General features: G+C 60.9%; 16 protein-coding genes. 9 read left to right on the top strand and 7 right to left on the bottom strand.

The genetic code is table 11. The features are described from left to right. Positions 1-47: 47 nt before the first annotated feature. Entirely contained in the window at positions 48-1043 is a 996-nt protein-coding gene (locus ACZ5WW_RS02945) for a hypothetical protein (RefSeq protein WP_377169913.1), read from the bottom strand. A gap of 41 nt (positions 1044-1084) precedes the next feature. Next, complete coding sequence (locus ACZ5WW_RS02940; protein WP_377169911.1) at positions 1085-1435, bottom strand: hypothetical protein; 351 nt, start codon at positions 1433-1435, stop codon at positions 1085-1087. 309 nt (positions 1436-1744) lie between these two features. Between ACZ5WW_RS02940 and ACZ5WW_RS02935 the strand changes: the two genes are divergently transcribed. The 5 genes from ACZ5WW_RS02935 (at position 1745) to ACZ5WW_RS02915 (ending at position 6910) form a co-directional block, all read left to right on the top strand. Then, positions 1745-2614 carry an alpha/beta hydrolase gene (locus tag ACZ5WW_RS02935; RefSeq protein ID WP_377169909.1) on the top strand — a complete coding sequence of 290 codons (870 nt, stop codon included), beginning with the start codon at positions 1745-1747 and terminating at the stop codon, positions 2612-2614. A 55-nt stretch (positions 2615-2669) separates the two neighbouring features. Beyond that, a complete protein-coding gene (locus tag ACZ5WW_RS02930; protein WP_377169907.1) occupies positions 2670-3554 on the top strand; it encodes an SMP-30/gluconolactonase/LRE family protein in 885 nt (294 codons plus the stop codon). Between the two features lie 99 nt (positions 3555-3653). Beyond that, on the top strand, positions 3654-5018 hold the full coding sequence (gene asnS, locus ACZ5WW_RS02925; RefSeq protein ID WP_377169905.1) for an asparagine--tRNA ligase: 1365 nt from the start codon (positions 3654-3656) through the stop codon (positions 5016-5018). Between the two features lie 24 nt (positions 5019-5042). After that, complete coding sequence (locus tag ACZ5WW_RS02920; RefSeq protein WP_377169903.1) at positions 5043-5918, top strand: protein-disulfide reductase DsbD domain-containing protein; 876 nt, start codon at positions 5043-5045, stop codon at positions 5916-5918. Between the two features lie 323 nt (positions 5919-6241). Beyond that, positions 6242-6910 carry a transposase gene (locus ACZ5WW_RS02915; protein ID WP_377169901.1) on the top strand — a complete coding sequence of 223 codons (669 nt, stop codon included), beginning with the start codon at positions 6242-6244 and terminating at the stop codon, positions 6908-6910. 138 nt (positions 6911-7048) lie between these two features. Here ACZ5WW_RS02915 and ACZ5WW_RS02910 read toward each other — a convergent pair whose 3' ends face one another. Next, positions 7049-8257, bottom strand: a complete 1209-nt coding sequence (locus ACZ5WW_RS02910; RefSeq protein WP_377169899.1) for a radical SAM/SPASM domain-containing protein — start codon at positions 8255-8257, stop codon at positions 7049-7051. Positions 8258-8564: 307 nt separating this feature from the next. Here ACZ5WW_RS02910 and dnaX point away from each other — a divergent pair, with 307 nt between their 5' ends. Together dnaX and ACZ5WW_RS02900 are read left to right on the top strand one after the other, a co-directional pair. Continuing rightward, the gene (gene dnaX, locus ACZ5WW_RS02905) at positions 8565-10490 is read left to right on the top strand and encodes a DNA polymerase III subunit gamma/tau (protein ID WP_377169897.1); all 1926 of its coding nucleotides are present in this window, start codon (positions 8565-8567) and stop codon (positions 10488-10490) included. 54 nt (positions 10491-10544) lie between these two features. Then, a complete protein-coding gene (locus ACZ5WW_RS02900; RefSeq protein ID WP_377169895.1) occupies positions 10545-12005 on the top strand; it encodes a peptide MFS transporter in 1461 nt (486 codons plus the stop codon). A gap of 285 nt (positions 12006-12290) precedes the next feature. On the opposite strand, the gene ACZ5WW_RS02895 is transcribed toward ACZ5WW_RS02900, so the two are convergent. Together ACZ5WW_RS02895 and ACZ5WW_RS02890 are read right to left on the bottom strand one after the other, a co-directional pair. Next, on the bottom strand, positions 12291-15155 hold the full coding sequence (locus ACZ5WW_RS02895) for a DUF1549 domain-containing protein (RefSeq protein WP_377169893.1): 2865 nt from the start codon (positions 15153-15155) through the stop codon (positions 12291-12293). Between the two features lie 87 nt (positions 15156-15242). Next, positions 15243-16475, bottom strand: a complete 1233-nt coding sequence (locus tag ACZ5WW_RS02890; protein WP_377169891.1) for a M48 family metallopeptidase — start codon at positions 16473-16475, stop codon at positions 15243-15245. Positions 16476-16634: 159 nt separating this feature from the next. Between ACZ5WW_RS02890 and ACZ5WW_RS02885 the strand changes: the two genes are divergently transcribed. Beyond that, positions 16635-17537, top strand: coding sequence for an alpha/beta hydrolase (locus ACZ5WW_RS02885; protein WP_377169889.1), 903 nt, complete (start codon positions 16635-16637; stop codon positions 17535-17537). Between the two features lie 287 nt (positions 17538-17824). Here the strand turns inward: ACZ5WW_RS02885 and dusB are convergent, their stop codons facing one another. Then, a complete protein-coding gene (gene dusB, locus ACZ5WW_RS02880; protein ID WP_377169887.1) occupies positions 17825-18853 on the bottom strand; it encodes a tRNA dihydrouridine synthase DusB in 1029 nt (342 codons plus the stop codon). Positions 18854-18905: 52 nt separating this feature from the next. On the opposite strand from dusB, the gene ACZ5WW_RS02875 reads away from it, so the two are divergent. Continuing rightward, positions 18906-19076 carry a hypothetical protein gene (locus ACZ5WW_RS02875; protein ID WP_377169885.1) on the top strand — a complete coding sequence of 57 codons (171 nt, stop codon included), beginning with the start codon at positions 18906-18908 and terminating at the stop codon, positions 19074-19076. 230 nt (positions 19077-19306) lie between these two features. On the opposite strand, the gene ACZ5WW_RS02870 is transcribed toward ACZ5WW_RS02875, so the two are convergent. After that, a complete protein-coding gene (locus tag ACZ5WW_RS02870) occupies positions 19307-20035 on the bottom strand; it encodes a segregation and condensation protein A (protein ID WP_377169883.1) in 729 nt (242 codons plus the stop codon). Positions 20036-20097: the final 62 nt, after the last annotated feature.

Raw genomic sequence — 20097 nt, 5'->3', positions numbered from 1 at the left:
CACGCGAAATGTGCGCTGGCTTTGCGGCTTTGATTCGCTGCAGTCTCTCAAGTGCCGGGGTCGATCTGGACGGAGCTGAGAATGCTTTCCGCGACGGGGCCTGCCCCTTTGGACTTGTTGGTGAAGACGATCTGAACCACCCACATTTTCTCACCGTTGTAGAGGATCAGGCTTTCGGCGGAAACTTCGCCGCCGAAACGGCGTGCGCTAAAGCTCAGGCGCTTGGCCGGATGGCTGGAGATTTTGATGTCCCGGGCCTGCTGCTGGGGATTTAGCATGCCTTCCATGGCGGACAGCGACTTCAGAGACCCGGCGGCTGCGTTATCGAGATCAATCGCTGTGCCCGCTACGTAGCGGAAGTATGCGACGCTTATTTCAAACTCGTCTGCTCTCTTGCCCTCGAAACGTTTCACTTCGGCCACGGCAGGCACGTTCATGGAGTAAGGAATCTCAGCCAAGGTGATGGGGCTTTTCAGGGTGATGCCTGCGGCACGAGTGATGCCGGTGAAGATGTCGTTTTCCGTGGTGGTGATTTCATTGACGAAGGAGTTTGCGCCGACGTCCAGCTGATCCAAAAGCGCATAAGGGAGCTGGTTGAAAGGCACTGAACCGATGCCGTCCGAGTGGGCGAATGAGATCTGGCCGATCTCGATCTTGCGGATTTTGGCATCCTTCAAGATTCTGCCATCCGTCAGTTTGATTTCAGGGATGGCTGTGTTGGCGGTGGACGTCCGCACTTTTTCCACGGCGTCGCGCGCGGCTCCGCTCATGTATTTGAATTCTCCTTCCGCTGCCCGGAACTTTTTCTCAAGCTCCTCCTTCTGCTTTTCGAGGTGCTCAGTTCTGGCAGCGGCCTGAGTGGCCTTGGTTTTCAGCGTGTCGTAGGCGGTCCAGTCCTTGCTTCTGCTGTCGCGCAGGACCTGGAAATCGATGAGCTGCTGCTTGATGTCACGCGCCTCTGTCCTGGCCTGCTCATACTTGAAGTAATATTGGATGCCGTAGAGCGCGCCGACAATGATCGTGAGGAAGAGGATGACTTTCATGAAAGGGCTTGATTCAACCGGGACGTAAGCTGCCAGCAAAGTTAGCGGAGGTATTTTGCCTTGTAGGCTTCAAACCGGGGGCGGAATTTTTTGAGCGCTGCGTCAAGCCGTTCTGATTTGCTGCTGAGAGTGGCAATCTCCTGCTCAAGCTGCTGATTCGTGGCTTCGGAGGTCTTGGCCTGATTCTGCAGGGCGATCCCGGCATAGTAAAGCCCCTGCGGGACGGAGTTGATCTGAGTCTCAAGAAATTCGGCCTCGCCCTTGGTCTTCTGAAGTTCGGTCTCCAGATCCGCCTTTTCCTTAAACACTGCCTGCTGCTCCTTGCAGGAACAAAGCGAGAGGGCCAGAAGCGTGGCGCAGATCGCGGCGCCTCGGGAACGGGATGATTTCATATTGGGCGCGGTTCTAATTCAACTCTTTATTTCTTGCAAGCTCTGTGTGGGAATGTGTGAGGGGTTTTACAAACGGTGGCTGGAGGGGATGAAAAAATGATGGACTGGGGGTGGTGGCTCTTTCTGAGCCTGGCAGCTGCATCATCTGCACATGTGGGACTGCAGCAGCGAAATCCGGCGGAGCCGTGGTGACAGCCATGCGTCAATCCCACCTTCTGCTACGAAATTCCGGAGGTGACGGGGGAGGAAGGCGGTCGGCGATTGGCAATGCTGCAAGATGTTTGGCACTGGCCCCGTTCGGATTCTCCCATGAAGTTTCTCCCCTTTGCAGTAGCCTCGTTCCTTTTTGTTTCACTCGCCCATGCTGCTCCGCAGGATGACCAGTATGTGCTCGGGCCTGATTCACAGGTGAAGGAAGGTGTGCCCCATGGCAAGGTGACGCAGATGCCAGCCTGGACAGAGTCGAAGATCTACCCTGGGACGACGCGTGACTGGTGGATCTATGTGCCGGCGCAGTACAAGCCGGAGACGCCTGCAAATGTGATGGTCTTTTGTGACGGCGGCGGCTTTGTAAAGGCGGACGGCCAGTTCCGCGTGCCGGTGGTGTTTGACAATCTCATCGCCAAGGGGGAGATGCCGGTAACGATCGGCATCTTCATCAATCCGGGGGTGTTTCCCACCAAGAATCCGAAGGAGAAGCCACGCAGCAACCGCAGCTTTGAATACGACTCCCTGGGCGATCTGCATGCGCGATTCCTGATTGAGGAAATCCTGCCGGAGGTGGCGAAGAGCTACAAGCTGACGGACGATCCTGAGGGCCGCGCGATCTGCGGCAACAGCAGCGGCGGCATCTGCGCCTTTACGGTGGCATGGGAGCGGCCGGACGCCTTCCGCAAGGTGGTCAGCCATATTGGCTCCTTCACAAACATCCGTGGCGGCTACGTGTATCCCGCGCTGATCCGCAAGACGGAGAAGAAGCCGATCAAGGTCTTCCTGCAGGATGGCAGCAACGACCTGGACAACCAGTTTGGCAACTGGCCGCTGGCGAACCAGGACATGGCGGCATCACTGAAGTTTGCAGGCTATGACTACCAATTTGTGCTCGGCGAAGGCACGCACAATGGCAAGCACGGCGGGGCACTGCTGCCGGACACGCTGCGCTGGCTGTGGAAGAAGTGAGAGTGAACTTCGAACATTGAACGCTCAACATTGAACATTGAATTCAGATCCACTCATGAAGCGCACGCTCTTGGCTCTTTGCCTCCTCTCCAGCACTCTTTTTGCCCAGGATACCTCGTTGCATGACTACCTCATTGAAGGTGAGCCATGGCGGGAGGTCGCGGGTGGTTATGTTTTTACGGACGGCCTGTGCTGCGATGCGGCGGGCAACCTGTTCTTCACCGATGTGAAGGGCGGCAAGGGGATCTACAAACTGGATGCCGCGACGGGGAAGGTGGATCTCTTTCTCGACAGCCTGCCCGGCATCAGCGGGCTGCAGATCGGGCCGGATGGGAAGTTCTACGCCTGCCACAACAAGGAGGGGCGCATCATCGCCATCTCGATGAAGGGCGAGGTGGAGGTGCTGCTCACAGGGGTGAAGTGCAACGACCTCGTGGTGAGCAAATCGGGGAACCTGTATTTCACGGAGACGCCGACACAGCGCATTCACCTGATCACGAAAGACAAGAAGCATGTGGTTGCGGATGAAGGCCATGTGGTGAAGCCGAATGGCATCACGATCTCTGCGGACGAGCGCACGCTGGCGGTGTCTGAATACGGTGGCAAGCATGTGTGGACGTGGCGCATCGAGGACGATGGCAGCCTGACCGGTGGTGCGCCCTACATGACGATGTGGCTGCCTGTGGGCAAGGAGTCCGCCGCAGGCGACGGCTCCACCACGGAGGCCAATGGTCGCTACTTTGTGACGACGGAACTCGGCGTGCAGATTTTTGATACTGCCGGGCGTTTGTCGGGAATCATCGCCAAGCCGGACCCGCTGGGCAAGGTGGTCAGTGTGGAGTTTGCAGGCAAAGACCACGACATTCTCTATGTGGCCGGTGGCGAGAAGGTCTATGGCCGCAAAGTGAAGGTGAAGGGGTATTTCGGGAAGCCGCAGTGAGGTTTGGCGCGTAGTTGGTTGAGTCGGAGTTCTCCAGAACGAGCTAAAGCTCTGGACTACTTTCTTGCTCCGACTCGGGCGTGCGCTAGCTTTTCGCGCATGTCCCTCGACACCATCCACTCTCTCATTCATTCCGAATCCGAACGTCCGGGCATCATCGCGCGGGGGTGGGTGCGGACGAAGCGTGACTCCAAAGCCTGCTCCTTTCTTGAAATTTCCGACGGCTCCTGCTTCAAGGGGCTGCAGGTGGTGGTGGATGCCGCGCTGCCCACGGCGGAGCTGCTGCCGCGTATTTTGACCGGTGCGTCCGTGGAGGTGGTGGGAGATCTGGTGGCCTCTCCGGCCGCCGGGCAGAAGTGGGAGATACAGGCGAAGGAACTGCGGCTGCTGGGCGAGGCGGATGCGACGTATCCTTTGCAGAAGAAGGGGCACACGCCGGAATTTCTCCGCACCATTGCGCATCTGCGGCCGCGCACGAATCTGTTTGGCAGCGTCTTCCGCGTACGGAGCAAGATGGCCTACGCGGTGCACCGCTTTTTCCAGGAGCGCGGGTTCTTCTACGTGCACACGCCCATCATCACCAGCAGCGACTGCGAAGGGGCTGGCGAGATGTTTCAGGTGACGACGTTGAAGCCGAACACGCCGACGAAGCCGGAGCAGGATTTCTTCGGTCGTCCGACCTACCTGACCGTGAGCGGCCAGCTGCAGGGCGAGGCCTTTGCCTGCGCGCTGGGAAACATTTATACTTTTGGCCCCACCTTCCGCGCGGAGAACAGCAACACGACGCGCCACGCGGCGGAGTTCTGGATGATCGAGCCGGAGATGGCGTTCTATGATCTGACCGCTGACATGACGCTGGCGGAGGAGCAGGTGCGCTACCTGGTGCAGGCGATGTTTGACGAATGCCCGGACGAGCTGGAGTTCTTCAACAAGTTCATCGACAAGGGGATCATCGACCGCCTGAAGCAGACGCTGGCCAAACCGTTTGAGCGCATCAGCTACACGGATGCGGTGGAGATTCTGTTGAAGAGCGGGCGCAGTTTTGAAAATCCCGTGGTGTGGGGCGAGTCGCTGCAGACGGAGCACGAGCGCTATCTGGCCGAGGAGCATGTGAAGGGGCCGGTGACGATCTTCAACTACCCGAAGGACATCAAGCCCTTCTACATGCGCCAGAACGACGACGGCAAAACGGCGGCGGCGATGGACCTGCTGGTGCCGGGCATCGGAGAGATCGTGGGTGGCAGCCAGCGTGAGGAGCGGCTGGACGTGCTGGAGGCGCTGATGGCGAAGCAGGGGCTCGATCCGGAGAACTACGCCTGGTACGCCGACCTGCGCCGCTACGGCAGCGTGCCGCACGCCGGGTATGGGCTGGGATTTGAGCGCCTCCTCATGTTTGTCACAGGCGTACCCAATATCCGCGATGTGATTCCCTTTGCGCGCACGCCGGGACATGCGGCTTATTGAGAAATGAAGTATGACAAACGCACCATGATAAAGAGGCTGAGCCGCCGCTGGCTGCTGCTGGCGGTTTGGATTTCATCATTTGCGGCGTTTCATTCGGCCTTTTCCCAGACCGGCCTCCGCATTCAACTCGTCTCCGAAGTCACCGCCATCGTCCCCGGCCAGCCCTTCACCGTGGGACTCTGGCTGCAGCATGATCGCGGCTGGCACACCTACTGGCGCTTTCCGGGCATCGTCGGCGTGCCCACGCAGATGAAGTGGAATCTGCCGCGCGGCTGGAAGGCGGGGGAGTTGGTGTATCCGGAGCCTGAGCGGACGCTGATGTTTCAGATCAAGGCGCAGGGCTTTGACCGCGATGTGATGCTGCGAACGGAGATCACGCCGCCAAAGGATTTGAAAGCGGGGGACTCCATCACGCTCAGCGGTCTCGCCTCATGGATGTGCTGTGGCAACACCTGCCACCCCGCTTCCATGGATCTCAGCCTGACGCTGCCTGTGGCTGCCACGGCTGAAGTGAATGCGAAGTGGCACAAGCTGCTGGATGCCGAACGCGCCCGCGCCGAGCGGACGAGCAATGCCTGGACCAGCAGCGTCAGTGAGAAGGGCGAGACGATCACCCTAATCCTCAAGCCCGCCAGCGCCGAGGCCCGGGTGTGCAAAAACCAGCGCGAGGCGGACAAGATCATCGTCTTCACCGAAGACGGCTGGTTCGACAGCGACAAGCCGCAGACCGTGCTGCTGCATTCCGACGGCACGCTCACGATCACGCTGATCAAGGCAGACACCTACATGGGCGGCAAGCCTCCGGCCACGCTGCGTGCCATCCTGAGGAATGAGGAGGGGTGGCTGCAGGGTGGGGCGCTGAGGTGCTTGCGGGTGGAGCCGAGGATTGTGCGGGGGTGATTGGTTTGGAGGTTAGGCGTCCCGCCTGACCATGGCCTGAGGCGTCTCGCCTCCAGCTTTTATCCTGCGCGTTCATTTGCTCGAAGGACAGGCCGGAGGCCTGTCTCCCATGGACAGCCGGGACGGCTATCCTCCTGGAGTTGCGGCATTGTATTGGCAGTCAGCTCGTAGAACATGTTTTTGCAGGAGGTTAGGCTTCCAGCCTGACCATGGTCTGAGGCGTCCCGCCTACAGCTTCTTTCGAGGGTGGGCATTTGGACTTAGGACAGGCTGGAAGCCTGTCTTCCGTTGACAGCCGGGACGGCTATCCTCCAAAGTAATGCATGAGTTTTCGTGATGGGCCGCCTGATTTTGAGCCGCTGGACCCGTCGCGTCCCATTGTCAAACTTCGGCGCAAGCTGCCGCACTGGACTCAGGATGGAGCTACCTATTTCATCACGTTTCGACTGGCCGATTCACTGCCTGCCGAAAAGCTCGATGAACTGGAGCGCTTTCGTGAAGAGTGGCTGCTCGCACATCCTGAACCGCGTAAAGATGAGTCTTGGCAGGAGCTTCATCGCGAGACCATGCGCCGTGTGGATGAATGGCTGGATGCTGGCAGTGGAGCCTGCTGGTTGAGCGATCCGGCCTGTGCCGGAATCGTCAGCCGTGCCTTGCATCATTTTCATGAACGGCGCTGCTTTCTTTCCAGCTACTGCATCATGCCCAACCATGCACACGTCCTGGTGCGTCCGTTTGTGGGCATGGACTTGGCAGACTTGCTGCACTCTTGGAAAAGCTTCACCGCCAAGGAGATTAACAAACGCCTGGAGCGATCCGGTGAGGTTTGGGAGGCTGAGAGCTACGACACGCTGATTCGGGACGTGGAGCATCTCTGGAAAGCGCTACGATATATCGGCAACAATCCGGCAAAGGCAGGTTTGCCTGAGTCGCACTGGGTACGGTACGTACATCCCACTTGGGAGAAAGCCGGGTGGGGTTTTGCCAAGTGAGCGGCATCGGAATTTGAGGTTAGGCTTCTAGCCTGACTGTGGCCTGAGTCGTCCCGCCTCCAGCTTTTATCCAGCGCGATCACTTGCAGTTAGGACAGGCTGGAAGCCTGTCTCCCGTTGACAGCCGGGACGGCTATCCTACTTTTTCTCGAGCCCCTTATACACCCCGAAGTCATTGAAGAAAAACTTCTTGGCGAGCCAGTACATCCAGTGTTTTTCGGGGATCTCTTCGCCTTCGCGCCACTGGCTGGTGCGTGGGGTCATGGATTCGATCTCGGCCATGGCGGTCTGGCGGATGGTGGAGTCTTTGGCGGTGTGTTTGGTGACGACGGCTTTCACGAGGTCGGGTCGCTCGAGGACGATGCAGCCGCGCGTGTTTTGGGAGGCGATGCTGCGGAAGTCGCGGAGGAATTCGGAGCCGGTGAAGACGTCGTAGAGGTCGCGCTCGGTGCGGACGCTTTCTTTGGCGAACTGGATAATGGGGCAGGGCTCGATGGCGCCGGTGGGGCTGATGTGGTGGCTGATGCCGTTGGCCATGGGGCAGAGGGCCTGGCCGTTGTGGTCGTAGTAGGCATCCACGATGGCGATGGGGAGCTTTGCCCGCATGTTGACGACGAACTTGCGCACCTGGGTGATCTGCTCAGGCGTGAGGGCGAGTTCGGCGCTGATCTTGGGGCCGACGGGGCGGTAGGTGTGATACCAGGCGTAGTGCACGCCCATGTCGATGAGGCGGCGCAGCCAGCGCTCGGTGAGGAGATCGTCGATGTTCGTTTTGCAGAGGCTGGTGGCCACGCCGGTGAGGACGCGGGCGTCGAGGCAGTTTTGCAGGCCGCGCAGGGTGCGGGTGAGGACGTCCTTGTTGCCACGGCGCTCGTTGCTGACGATCTCGGTGCCTTCGATGCTGACGAGCGGGGTGATGTTTCCCAGCTTGCGCATGTTCTCGGCGGCCTTGGCGGTGATCATCTGGCCGTTGGTGAAGACCTGGAAATAGGCGTCCGGGTGCATCGAGAGGAAGTCGAAAAGCTCCGGATGCATGAAGGGCTCGCCGCCGAGGATGCCGAAGAAGGCATTGCCGCGGCGCTTGGCATCGTTCACGATCTTGTTGAGCTCATCGAGATTGAGGGATTCGCGGGGCTTGTCCACGTCCACCCAGCAGCCCTGGCAGCGGAGATTGCAGGAGTTGAGGATGGAGATGTAGAAGAACGGCGGGAAAAACTGGCCCTGCTTCATGCGCTGCTTGTGCAGCATGACGGAGCGCGCACCTTTGAAGCCGAAATTCCACCCGATCTTGGCGAGGCAGAGGGGATCGACGGTTTGCAGGATGCGGGAGGTCAGCGAGAAGATCATGGAGGGAAAGGGGGGCGGCCTCGATTATGGTGTGAGCAAAGGAGGCGAGGGATGGAGGAACTGAAAACTGAAAAATGAAAATTGGGAGGGGGGCTTGGGGTGGATAGCCCGGGCAGGAGGATGGAGTTTATACGACCGAAAAGGGAACGCTGCCGGGATTTGATTTTTTGACGTGAAAGCGGAGGTTGGGCAGGAATTGTCGTGAATGAGATGTCAACCCTGCGTTGGTTTCGTCTTCAACAGGGTGATCCTAATGTTCGTGCAAACTTCCATTGGCTTCCACTCAGCGCTTCGTTAGTCTGAAAGGGTGAGTTACCAAGTTTTTGCCCGTAAATACCGACCCAAGACTTTTGCCGATGTGCTCGGCCAGGACCATGTGGTGCGCACGCTGCGCAACGCCATCGCCCAGCAGCGGCTGGCGCATGCCTATCTGTTCGTGGGGCCGCGTGGCACGGGCAAGACCTCCACGGCACGTATTTTTGCCAAGGCACTCTGCGCCAAGGGCGGGCCGACGATCGATTTTGATCCCGAGGACGAACTGAGCCTGGAGATCGCCGAAGGGCGCTGCATGGACGTGCTGGAGATCGACGGTGCGAGCAACAACGGCGTGGAGCAGGTGCGCGAGCTGCGTGACAACGTGAAGTACGCGCCCACGCGCTGCCGGTACAAAATCTACTACATTGACGAGGTGCACATGCTCACCACTGGGGCCTTCAATGCGCTGCTCAAGACGTTGGAAGAGCCGCCGGAGCATGTGAAATTCATCTTTGCCACGACGGAGGCGAACAAGATCCTGCCCACGATCATCAGCCGCTGCCAGCGCTTTGACCTGCGGCGCATCCCGAACGCGGTGATCGCGAAGCATCTGCTGCACATTGCGGAGCTGGAAGGGGTGAACCTGGACGAGAAAGCGGCCTACGCCATCGGCAAGGGCGCGGAGGGCGGCATGCGCGATGCGCAGTCCATGCTGGACCAGCTGGTGGCTTTCTGCGGGGAGAAGATCACCGAGCAGGATGTGCTGGACGTCTTTGGCTTTACCTCCGGCGAGTCCGTGGCGGCGCTGGCGCGGCATATACTGGAAAGCGACACCGTGAGCGCGCTGCGTGCCGTGTATGAGCAGAACGAGGCGGGCAAGGAGCTGGGCCGGTTCCTGGGCGATCTGATCCAGCATTTCCGCACGCTGCTGGTGCAGCAGGCAGACCCTGAGGCGGCGGCGGAAGACCTGAGCCCGGAAGTGGCGGAGGAAGTGGTGGCGCAGTCCCAGATGGCCAACACGGAGCAGCTGCTGCGTGTGGTGGACGGACTGGCCGATGTGGATGCGCGCATGCGCTGGGCCAGCAACAAGCGCCTGCACTTTGAGCTGGGCGTGATCGCCGCCGTGCAGAGCCTGAATGAAGTTTCGATCAGTGATGTGATTGAGGCGCTGGATTCCGGCAGTGCCGAAGGTCTGGCCAAACCTGCGCCGCGTGTGCAGGTGGCACCGCCGCCCGTGCGGCGTGCAACAGAGCCGCTCAAGCCTGCGCCGGTCGTGCGTGAGCCGGCACCCGCACCCGCACCCGCGCCTGCGGTGGCGAGGACGCCAGAGCCTGAGCCGCAGCAACCGCCCGTGGCGAAGGTGGCGGAACCTGAGCCCCGAGCTGTGGAGCAGGCTCCGCCGCCTGCTGTGCCCCGAGTGCCTGAGCCGAAGCCCGTGGCAGAGGTGAAAGTGCAAGAGGCCTCGCCTGTGCAGGAACCGGGGGAGCTTTTCAGTGAAGACGTTTTCTGGTCCAAATTTACCGGCTTGGTGCAGCAGCGCCGCCCTCTGGCGGTTTCCTGGCTGCAGGCTGCCACGCTGCTGGGCGTTACTCGCAATACCATCAAGGTGGGGTTTCCGCCGAGCGAGAGCTTTGCGCGTGACAGCCTGATGCGTCCTGCGCAGATCAACTTTCTGGAGGGGCTGGCCCAGGAGATGACCGGGCAGGCGATGAAGTTTGAGTTTGTGCTGGATGCGAATCTAAAAGCACCGGTGTTTGCCGAGATCGACCTGGGGCTGCTGAACGAGCCTGCCCCTGCTCCCAAGCCCGTGGCAGAAGCCAAGCCTGAGCCGAAGGTGGAGGCCAAGGCCGAGCCCGCCAAGGCGCCTGCGTCTGCTGAAGCTGCCGCCGCGCCCAAGCCGCCGGAGGACTTTTACAATGATCCGCTGATCCAGCAGGCGATGGTGAAGTTTAAGGCAAAACTGGTGACTGCGGAGTAAGGAAAAGCTGGCAAAGAGGAGCCGGATGTCTTTGGATGACGGACTCCTCACGCCATGACTCCCGAACCCACCGGACACCCGCGCGGCATCTACACGCTCTTTTTCACCGAGATGTGGGAGCGCTTCAGCTACTACGGCATGCGCGCGCTCCTGGTGCTGTACATGGTGGCGGAGGTAAAGCGTGGCGGCATGGGGCTGACGGATGAAATGGCGGCCGCCATCTACGGGCTCTACACGGCACTGGTTTATATGACGGCACTGCCGGGTGGCTGGGTGGGGGACCGGCTGCTGGGGGCACGCTCGGCTGTGTGGTGGGGGGGAGTCATCATCGCATGCGGGCATGTGGTGCTGGGCATCCATAGCACGCAGTCGTTTTTCATCGGCCTGATTCTGGTGGCCTTTGGGTCGGGGCTGCTGAAGTCGAACATGAGCGCCCTGGTGGGCCAGCTCTATCCGGAGGGCGGTGCGCGGCGGGACTCGGGCTTCACCTTGTTTTACATGGGCATCAATGTAGGGGCGCTCTTCGGACAGCTCATGTGCGGCTGGCTGGGCGAGCATGTGGGCTGGCGCTGGGGCTTCTCGGCTGCGGCTGTGGGCATGTTTCTGGGGTTGGTGCAGTTCCGTTTCACTGAGCGGCATGTGGCGCACATCGGCAGCCGCGTGGTGCATGCGGGGCAGAACGTGCGGCGGGAGTGGCGCATGCTCCTTGCGGGGCTGGCCGGGGTGGTCATTCTGGTGGTGCTCGGTGTGGCCGGGGTCCTGCGGATCAATGCGGTGGAGTTTGCCCACCACACCGCGTGGTTCATTGCTGGGGTGGCACTGCTGTACTTTCTCTGGGCGTTTTTCCTGGCCAGACTGGATGCGCCCGAGAAGAAGAGGATGGTGGTCATCCTGGTGCTGTTTCTGGCCTCAGCCATGTTCTGGGCGGGCTTTGAGCAGGTGGGCTCGTCTTTCAGCATTTTTGCCGAGCGCTTCACGATCCGGAAGTTCTGCGGCTGGGAGGTGCCGGCGAGCTGGATTCAGGCGCTGAATCCGCTGTGTGTCATCGCGCTGGCGCCGGTCGTGGCGCTGCTGTGGTCCAAGCTGGCGAGCCGTGAGATGTCGCCTTCACTGACGACGAAGATGTCCTGGGCGCTGCTCATGCTGGCGCTGGGTTTTGTGGTCGCTGGCTGGGCGGCGCATCGTGCGCTGAGCACCGGGCCTGTGTGGCCGACATGGCTCATGTCCGTGGTGCTGCTGCACACGCTGGGAGAGCTTTTCCTCAGCCCCGTGGGGCTCAGTGCGGTGACGAAGCTTTCGCCGCCGCGCCTCACTGGGCAGATGATGGGCATCTGGTTTCTCGGCAGTTCGTTGGGAGACATTCTGGCGGGCATCCTGGCAGGCGGTGTGACCGGCGATGCCACAGTGCAGATGCCGGAACGGTTTCACCACGTGGCGGTGACGGCAGGTGTTTCGGGTGTTGTGCTGCTGCTGCTGGCGCGCTGGATCACGAAGCTGATGCCGGGGATCAAATGAGGGGGCAGGCGCCTCGCCTGGCAGGATCTCACAAGCAGTCGGAAACGGGTTTGAAGAATGCCGTCTGTGAGCGTGCTGTACACAGTTTAGAGTGGGAAAGTCCTCGCGGTCGGGCGGTTTGGCGGAGATGGCGGAGGGCGATGGGAAACGTGTTCGGCGCCAAACACGACCAACCTACGGCATGCGCGCCAGCCTCGCTGCTGCTTGGAAAAGAGATGTTCGAACATTAACAAAAAAGGGCGTTGAGCAGAAACAGCTCAACGCCCGTTATGAAGAAGCAGATGACTAGTGGTTGAAGTAGAACTCCTTGGAGTTCAGCAGGGCCCAGAAAAGGTCTTCGAGGACGCTCTGACGGGCGCCGGGGTCTTCGGTGATGGCCTGCTGCACGTTGGTCCATTCCTTGTCATTGGGCATGCGGCCGAAGACGCGGAGGAAGAGGTCTTCCACGATTTCGCGGTCGCTCTTCTTTTCCTGGATCATCTTGGCGACGACGCGGCCCTGCTTGATGCGGTCATTGACGGCGTCACCGTTCATGAGGTGGAGGGCCTGGGAGAGGGTGGGCTCCATCTTCACTTCGCAGGAGCAGACGGACTCACGCTTGGCACGGCCAAAGGTGGTGAGGAAGTAGTTGGAGACAGCGCCGTCGGCGATCTGCACGGCACGGGCACCCAGAGGCAGGCCCTGGAACTTGTTCGGCGTTTCGGTGATCTGGGAGATGGCGTCCAGCAGCACTTCGGCGCGCACACGGCGGACCTGGGCGTGGGAGAAGTTGCGTTTGTCGCCGGCGTTGGTCTCGTTGACCTTGGTGCTGCGCTGGTAGGTCTGGGAGGTGCAGATGTCGCGGACAAACTTGCGCATGTCGTACTTGTACTCGGTCAGGTGCTCGGCCAGGGCGGCGATGAGCGCGGGGTTGGAGGGCGGGTTGGAGACGCGCACGTCATCCACAGGCTCGACAACACCGACGCCGTTGAAGTGGGACCAGATGATGTTGGCGATGTTGCGGGCAAAGAAGGGATTGCGAGGGGAGGCCATCCATTCGGCCAGCACCTTGCGGCGGTCTTCACCGGGTTTCATTTCGGGGATCTCGCCACCGAGGAACTTGGGCTTCATGACGGCCTGGGTCAGGAAGTGCCTCGATTCACCACCCTTGCTGTTGTAGATAATGACTTCAGCAGGGTCGTCCGTGGGCTTGCGGCCGATCTGGGAGAAGAAGGCCTTGAAGCCGTAGTAGTCGTCCATGGTCCAGCGGTCGAAGGGATGGTTGTGGCACTGGGCGCACTGGATGCGCATGCCCATGAAGACCTGGGCGACGTTTTCGGTCAGCTTGAGCTGGTCGAGCTCGGTCTGGTAAAAGTTCACCGCAGGATTGGAAACCGTGCCGCCGGAGGAGGAGAGCAGCTCCTGCACGATCTCATTGATGGGGATGTTCTTGCCGATGCGCTCGGAGAGCCAGTTGTAGTAGAGCAGCGCGTTTTTGTAGAAGGGCGGCTGGTTGTTGTTTCCAGCGATGCCGGAGCGGATCTGCAGCAGCTCGGCCCACTTCATGACCCAGAGTTCGGTGAACTCCTTGCGCTGCAGGAGGCTGTCCACAAGTGCGGCACGCTTGTCGGGGTTTTTGTCGGCCAGGAAGGCGCGCATGTCTTTGGCTTCAGGATAGACACCGGCGATGTCGATGAAGGCGCGGCGCACGAATTCCTCATCGGTGCAGATGCCGGAGGGCAGGATGCGGAGCTTGTGGAGGTTTTCATCCACCAGGGTGTCGATGTAGTTGGTCTCGGCGAGCTTAGGCCGCTCATACTGGAGCTGGGCAGGGATGACGAGCACCTGGGCGGTGACGGAGTAAACGTCAAAACGGGCGAGCATGAAGGCTGCACCACGGTCGCCGGAGGTGACGAGACCGCTTTTGTCGATGGTGGCGGTCGGGTCGTTGTTGGACATGAAGAGCGCGAGGTTGGTCACATCGCGGTCGGTGCCGTCGGAGTAGGTGGCGCGCACGGTGATCTGCTGGGTGGCGTTTTTGCCCTCCATGACGATCTGGCTGGGGAAGACTTCGATACCGGTGACCTTGGCCACATCGGCCTTGTCATCGGGGGCACCGGCGGAGATCCATTCGAGCAGCGCCTTGTTGTAGACGGAGTCGGGCTCAAAGCACTGGTTGCCAGAATGCGGCACGGCACCCACGGCTTTTTCGATGAGGGAGCTTTCCTCCGGGATGGCGAGATTGATGCGGCGGCCGGGCATCTCGCGGGTGATGCGGATGTAGTCGCCTGCGGGGTCCATGCCAAAGAGGGAGGTGCGGAAGCCGTCCTTGCCGCGGGCGGCACCGTGGCAGCCGCCCTGATTGCAGCCGCCGCGCATGAAGACGGGCATGCAGTCGAGACGGAAGGAGATGGCGCGGTCCTTGGTGCCGTCCTTGACTTCGACTGCGGCTTTCACGGTCTGGCCGCCGAGGGTGGCGATGACTTCCGTGCTGCCTGCGTCTGCGACGGGCTTGAGGGTCAGGCCATCCAGGGAGGCGACTTTGGGGTCGGCGACTTTGAGATCGCAGACATTGGTGACGTCCTTGGTGGTGGCGTCCTGGAAGGTGGCCAGCACGATGACGCGGTGGTAGTCGCGCTTGGTTTCCAAGGAGTACTTGTCAGGCAGGATCTGGATGTTTTTCAGCGTGGGCAGCTTCTTTTGCAGCTCTGCCAGCGCCTGGCGCTGCTCAGGGGTCTTGTACTGCAGGGTGAGGTTTTGCGGCCACTGGGCACCAGCGGCGATCCAGCGCTTGAGCACGTCGATTTCCTTGGCTGCAAGGGGGCCGCCTTTGGGGGGCATGATGTCATCGTGATCTTTGGGAAGGACGATGCGCTTGATCATCTCGCTCTCATCGGGCTTGCCGACGACGAGGGCTGGGCCGGCGGCACCGCCTTTGAGCAGGGCGGCGGAGGAGTCCATGAGCAGCTTGCCTTTGATCTTGTTGGGGTTGTGGCACTCCAGGCACTTGGTTTCCAAGATGGGCTGCACATCACGTGCGAAATCGACGCCAGAGTCGGCTGTAGGAGCTGCTGCTACAGGGGCAGTGGCTGCGGGCGCTGCGGGGGGGGCAGCAAAACCGAGTGGGGCGATGGCGAGTGCAAAGAGAGAAGCTCGCAAGGGGCTTTTCATAAAGGGTAGGATCAAGGGGTTAATCAAGCTACGGGCTTGAGGGGAGGCATTTATCACAGATGCGAAAAAACACTGTGAATAAGCCCTTCAGGCTTCCAGAGCTGCGAGCCGCTGACCGATGGGCGGGTGGGAGTAGTGCAGCCAGACGGTCAGTGCATGCGGATTGGGGTGCGTGAGGTGGTCGAGCGAGAGCTTTTTCAGCCCATCCATGAGCGGGGCGCTGCCGCAGGCGGTGCGGGCGTAGGCGTCTGCCTGAAACTCATGCCGGCGGCTCAGCGCGCTGCTGAGCAGCCCCAGCAGCAGGCTGGCGGGCTGGTAAATGATGCTGAAGAGCACCAGCCCCAGGCCCAGCGGCTGGCTGGACACGCCGAACGCGCGGAAAAACTCCGGCGACTGCAGGGCGGCATGCAGCAGGTAAAACATGAGCCCGCTCTCCAGCAGGCCCAGGATGAGCTGCTGCGGCACGTGGCGGCATTTGTGGTGGCCGATCTCATGCGCCAGGATGGCCTCCAGCTCTGCCTGCGAGTGTTTCTCGATGAGCGTGTCATAGAGCGCGATGCGCTTGTTTTTGCCAAAGCCGCTGAGGAAGGCATTGGCCTTGCTGGAGCGGCGGGAGCCGTCCACCACCGAGATGTCCACCACGGGAAACTGCAGCCGTGCGGCCAGGGCGAGCAGCCCCTCGCGCAGCGGGCCGTCATCCAACGGCTTGAACTTGAGAAACAGCGGCATCAGCAGCCGTGGAGAGAGCCAGGCCATCACGATGCTGAAGCCCGCCACCGTCAGCCAGGTGTAGAGCACAGCGTGGGCTTGTGTCTGGAAAAACCACAGGATCAGCCCCAGCAGCGGTCCGCCCAGAAGCGCGGTGAGCAGGAGTCCTTTGACCCGGTCTCCAATGAAGGTGCCCACGGTGGTGCGGTTGAAGCCGTATTCGGCCTCGATTTTAAAGGTGTCCCAGGCATCAAAGGGCAGGGAGAGGAGGTTCTGCGCCAGGAGCAGCACGCCGATGACGCCCATGCCCGTGTAAACCGCGCTCCAGCCCCACCCGGAGCTCCAGCGCTGCAGCCAGTCAAAGCCGCCGCTCCACCAGAAAAGGACCAGCGCACCCACGGAGAAGGTGCTGCGGAGCAGATCGAGCTGGGAGGACTTGCCGGCGTATTCGCCCGCCTTCTGCACCGTTTCTTCCGAGAAGATAGCCTTCAACCGGGCAGGCAACGCATGGCGGAACTGCGCGAGGTTCAGAAACGTGGCGATGATCTCAAGATGAAAGACGCCAAGAACGCCGACGACGGCGGCGATGAACCAGGGATTTGAAAAAGACATGTGATGGCGAGGACCGTGGTCCGGAGGGATGGGGTGGTGGGAAATGCGGCTGGGAAAGTGGCTGCAGAGGCTGCCGGCTTTCCCAAAATTTTGTGTAACCACTCGCCCTGCGCTGCATTTCAGTCAATGACCACCTCCCAAACTCACCACACGCACGTCATGATCCGCTCACTGCTGTTTCTCCTTGCCCTTGCCAGCGTCACTCCGGCCTCCGCACAGCTCGGCGGCAGGCTGCGCGATCTCATCGCCAACCGCAGGCAGCCGGGCACAGGCTCCGCACAGGCCCCCGGCAAGGAAGAGATGAGCTACGGCAGTGATTCGATGCAAAATCTCGACTACTGGCGTCCCACCACGCCGGGCTCCCCGCTGGTCATCTATGTGCACGGCGGCGGCTGGAAGCGCGGAGACAAAGGACTGGCAGCCGGTGAAAAAAGTGTGCACTACCTCCAGCAGGGCTACGCTTTTGCCTCGCTCAATTACCGCCTGGTGCCCTCCTGCACGGTGGAGGAGCAGGCGGCTGATGTGGCGCATGCTGTCGCTTTCCTCGTCAGGCGTGCTGAGCAGCTGGGCTTTGATGGGAAGCGTGTGGTCCTCATGGGCCACAGCGCCGGGGCGCACCTGGTGGCGCTGGTGGGCACGGACCTGAGCTATCTCAAGCAGGCAGAGCTAAGCCCGAAGGCCCTGCGCGGGGTGATCCCGCTGGATGGCGCGGCCTACGATGTGGCCAGGCAGATTACCGAAGGTGGCGACTTCATGCACGACACCTACCTGCAGGCCTTTGGCACCGATCCCGAAAGGCAGGCCAGGCTCTCGCCCACCAAGCAGGCCGCTGCGCCCAATGCCCCGGCCTTCCTCATCCTGCACGTGCAGCGCGTGGACGGCACGGCCCAGTCCATCGCACTTGGTGAAGCTTTGCGCAAAGCCGGTACCCCCGCCGAGGTGAAAGGCTTTGAAGGTCACGGCCTCCAGGGGCACGCGGAGATCAACCGCCGCATGGGAGATCCGGCGTATCCGGCGACGCCGGTGGTGGACGCGTGGCTGAAGAAGGTGTTTGAGAAGTAAAAAGGGAAAAGGGATGAGCTGAATCGCTTTCGATTCTTCAGCATCGCAGATCCCTGCGTCTCATTTGGAGTGCGGTCGCGGAGTGAGGCACGACCGCAGCTACCGCCTTCCGAAGGCAGGACGGCATATGAAGCACAGCTGCTAAACTCAGGCGGCCGATCTGAGGCTCTCGAAGGCCAGTCTGTCCATGCCTGCCACGAGACGCTCGAAAGCGGTGGCTGCGCTCATTCTTCGCTCCGCAACCGCACTCCAAATTCACACTGTGGCGGAATGAAACCGCTTCATTTTCACTCCACGTCGGTTTCCATGTTTGCATTGACCACATGCTCATGCCCGTGCGTGGCCTGGTGCTCCAGATAGCCGGCAAAGATGTCCTCCAGCTCCATCAGGCTGCCGATCTGGGAAAAGCGCTGGCGCAGCCATTTGCCGCCGGGGATGGACTTGGTGTAGTTCATGAGGCGGTTGCGCATGGAGCGCAGCGTGGGCAGCTCGCCCATGTGCGCATTGCGGGCGATGGCCATCTGGCAGTGGCGGCGCATGAAGCTGAAGCGCTCCTCCACCGTGGCATGGGGGACGTGGGTGCCGGTGGCGAGGTAGTGCTTGGCCTCTTTAAACACCCAGGGATTGGTCATGGCGGCGCGGCCGATCATGACGCCCTTCACATTGGTCTGCGCGCGGCGGATCTCCACATCGGCGCCGCTGGAGATGTCGCCATTGCCGATGACCGGCACCCGCACGGCATCCGCCACCTGGCCGATCACGTCCCAGTCGGCCAGTCCGGTGTAGCCCTGGGCGCGGGTGCGTCCGTGCACGGCGATGGCCTGCATGCCGCAGTCTTCCAAAATGCGGGCGACTTCGACGGCGTTCACATGCGTGGCGTCCCAGCCGATGCGCATCTTGGCCGTCACCGGAATGGACACCGCTTTGGCCACCTCCCGCGCGACGCTGGCGAGCAGGGGGCAGTCTTTGAGCAGGGAGGAGCCGCCGTTTTTGGAAACGACCTTGTTGACGGGGCAGCCGAAATTGATGTCGATGAAGTCGGGCTGCTTCCAGTCGATGATTTTACGGGCGGCTTCGCCCATGCGTACGCCGTCGGAACCAAAGAGCTGGACGCCGAGCGGACGCTGCGAGTCGTCAAAGTCGGTGTAGTGGCGGGTGCGGTCGTCGCGCTGCAGGATGCCCTCGGCGCTGACAAACTCCGTCACCATCACGTCCGCGCCCTGCTCCTTGCAGAGCTGGCGGAAAATCACGTCCGTCACTCCCGCCATGGGGGCCAGGTACAGAGGGAAGCGGTCGTTTTGGAACCAATGAAGCATCTTCCATGATAGCCGCACTGGCACAGAGCGGCAAGTCGTGTCACATTGAGCGATGGCAAGACGCCGCCGCTACCGCAAACCCCTCATTCCCGGTCTCTGGACCGTGCTGGCGGCGTGCGTGCTGCTGGGCAGCATCGGCGGGTTTTACTGGGTGCTGGGGAAGGCGACCAAGATCGTGCGGAATGAGCCGCCACCAGCGCCAGCGGTGGGAAAGGGGAAGTAGGAATGCGAAATGACGAATGAGTAAATCCGAATGAAGAATGAATGACAAAGCCCCAATGACGAACTAGCAGCTTTAGCTGGATGATGGCAGAGGCGGTATTCGGCCTTCGAACTTCGGCCTTATTTAGTCATTGATTCGCTTTGCTCACCCCAAGGGGCACCCTATGGCTGTCTGTCTCGCTCCGCTCGGCTCGGATTTACTCATTCGTCATTCTTTCTCCCCATCGCTCCTCACACCACAGGGCGTACAACAACGATCTCCCCAAGCAGCTGCTCCTGCTCCACCTGAAGGTGGTTGAGCTTGATGAGCTCCAGCATGGCCAGGAAGGTCACGATGACCTCGCCACGGCTGGCGGCGCTGCTGAAGAGGTCTTCAAACTTGATCTTGCTGCCCACGGGCACGATCTGGAGCAGGTGCTCGATCTTGTCCGCCACGGTGTAGCGGTCATTGACAATCTCGCGGAAGTCGCTGGCGTTTTCAAAGCGCTTGAGGATGCGCTGGAAGGCGCGGATGAGGTCGAAGATGCCCACCTGGCCGACACTGGCGACGGGTGCGTCGAGGTCCGGCAGCTCTGGCGTGGTGACGAAAAGCTCGTCTCCCTTGACCTCCTGAGAACCGAGGAACTGGGCGGCCTCCTTGAACTTCTTGTACTCGACGAGCTGGCGGATGAGCTCCCAGCGCGGATCGTTTTCCTCAGCGTCCTCCTCCGGCGGCTGCACGGCCTGGGGCAGGAGTTCGCGGCTCTTGATGTACATGAGGTTGGCCGCCATGACGATGAACTCGCTGGCGAGCTCGATGTTCAGCGCCTTGAAGGTGTCGATGTAGTCGAGGTACTGCCGCGTGATGCGCTCCAGGGAGACATTGTAGATGTCGATCTCCTCCTTTTTGATGAGGTAGAGCAGCAGGTCCAGCGGGCCTTCAAAAATTTCGAGTCTTACTTTGTAGTCGGTTTCTTCCACAGAGCGAGATAGAACGGGGAACGGGGGATGGCGAGAGGAAAATGGGGGATCCATTGGCCGCA

Source organism: Prosthecobacter fluviatilis, assembly GCF_055388355.1.
Note: the sequence above shows the minus strand (reverse complement) of the source record. Positions and strands in the feature narration are given on the sequence as shown.

Excerpts from the sequence above, each read along its gene's own strand:
- ACZ5WW_RS02945 (WP_377169913.1), bottom strand. The coding sequence starts at position 1,043 with ATGAAAGTCATCCTCTTCCTCACGATCATTGTCGGCGCGCTCTACGGC.
- ACZ5WW_RS02940 (WP_377169911.1), bottom strand. The coding sequence starts at position 1,435 with ATGAAATCATCCCGTTCCCGAGGCGCCGCGATCTGCGCCACGCTTCTG.
- ACZ5WW_RS02935 (WP_377169909.1), top strand. The coding sequence starts at position 1,745 with ATGAAGTTTCTCCCCTTTGCAGTAGCCTCGTTCCTTTTTGTTTCACTC.
- ACZ5WW_RS02930 (WP_377169907.1), top strand. The coding sequence starts at position 2,670 with ATGAAGCGCACGCTCTTGGCTCTTTGCCTCCTCTCCAGCACTCTTTTT.
- asnS (WP_377169905.1), top strand. The coding sequence starts at position 3,654 with ATGTCCCTCGACACCATCCACTCTCTCATTCATTCCGAATCCGAACGT.
- ACZ5WW_RS02920 (WP_377169903.1), top strand. The coding sequence starts at position 5,043 with ATGATAAAGAGGCTGAGCCGCCGCTGGCTGCTGCTGGCGGTTTGGATT.
- ACZ5WW_RS02915 (WP_377169901.1), top strand. The coding sequence starts at position 6,242 with ATGAGTTTTCGTGATGGGCCGCCTGATTTTGAGCCGCTGGACCCGTCG.
- ACZ5WW_RS02910 (WP_377169899.1), bottom strand. The coding sequence starts at position 8,257 with ATGATCTTCTCGCTGACCTCCCGCATCCTGCAAACCGTCGATCCCCTC.
- ACZ5WW_RS02900 (WP_377169895.1), top strand. The coding sequence starts at position 10,545 with ATGACTCCCGAACCCACCGGACACCCGCGCGGCATCTACACGCTCTTT.
- ACZ5WW_RS02895 (WP_377169893.1), bottom strand. The coding sequence starts at position 15,155 with ATGAAAAGCCCCTTGCGAGCTTCTCTCTTTGCACTCGCCATCGCCCCA.
- ACZ5WW_RS02890 (WP_377169891.1), bottom strand. The coding sequence starts at position 16,475 with ATGTCTTTTTCAAATCCCTGGTTCATCGCCGCCGTCGTCGGCGTTCTT.
- ACZ5WW_RS02885 (WP_377169889.1), top strand. The coding sequence starts at position 16,635 with ATGATCCGCTCACTGCTGTTTCTCCTTGCCCTTGCCAGCGTCACTCCG.
- dusB (WP_377169887.1), bottom strand. The coding sequence starts at position 18,853 with ATGCTTCATTGGTTCCAAAACGACCGCTTCCCTCTGTACCTGGCCCCC.
- ACZ5WW_RS02875 (WP_377169885.1), top strand. The coding sequence starts at position 18,906 with ATGGCAAGACGCCGCCGCTACCGCAAACCCCTCATTCCCGGTCTCTGG.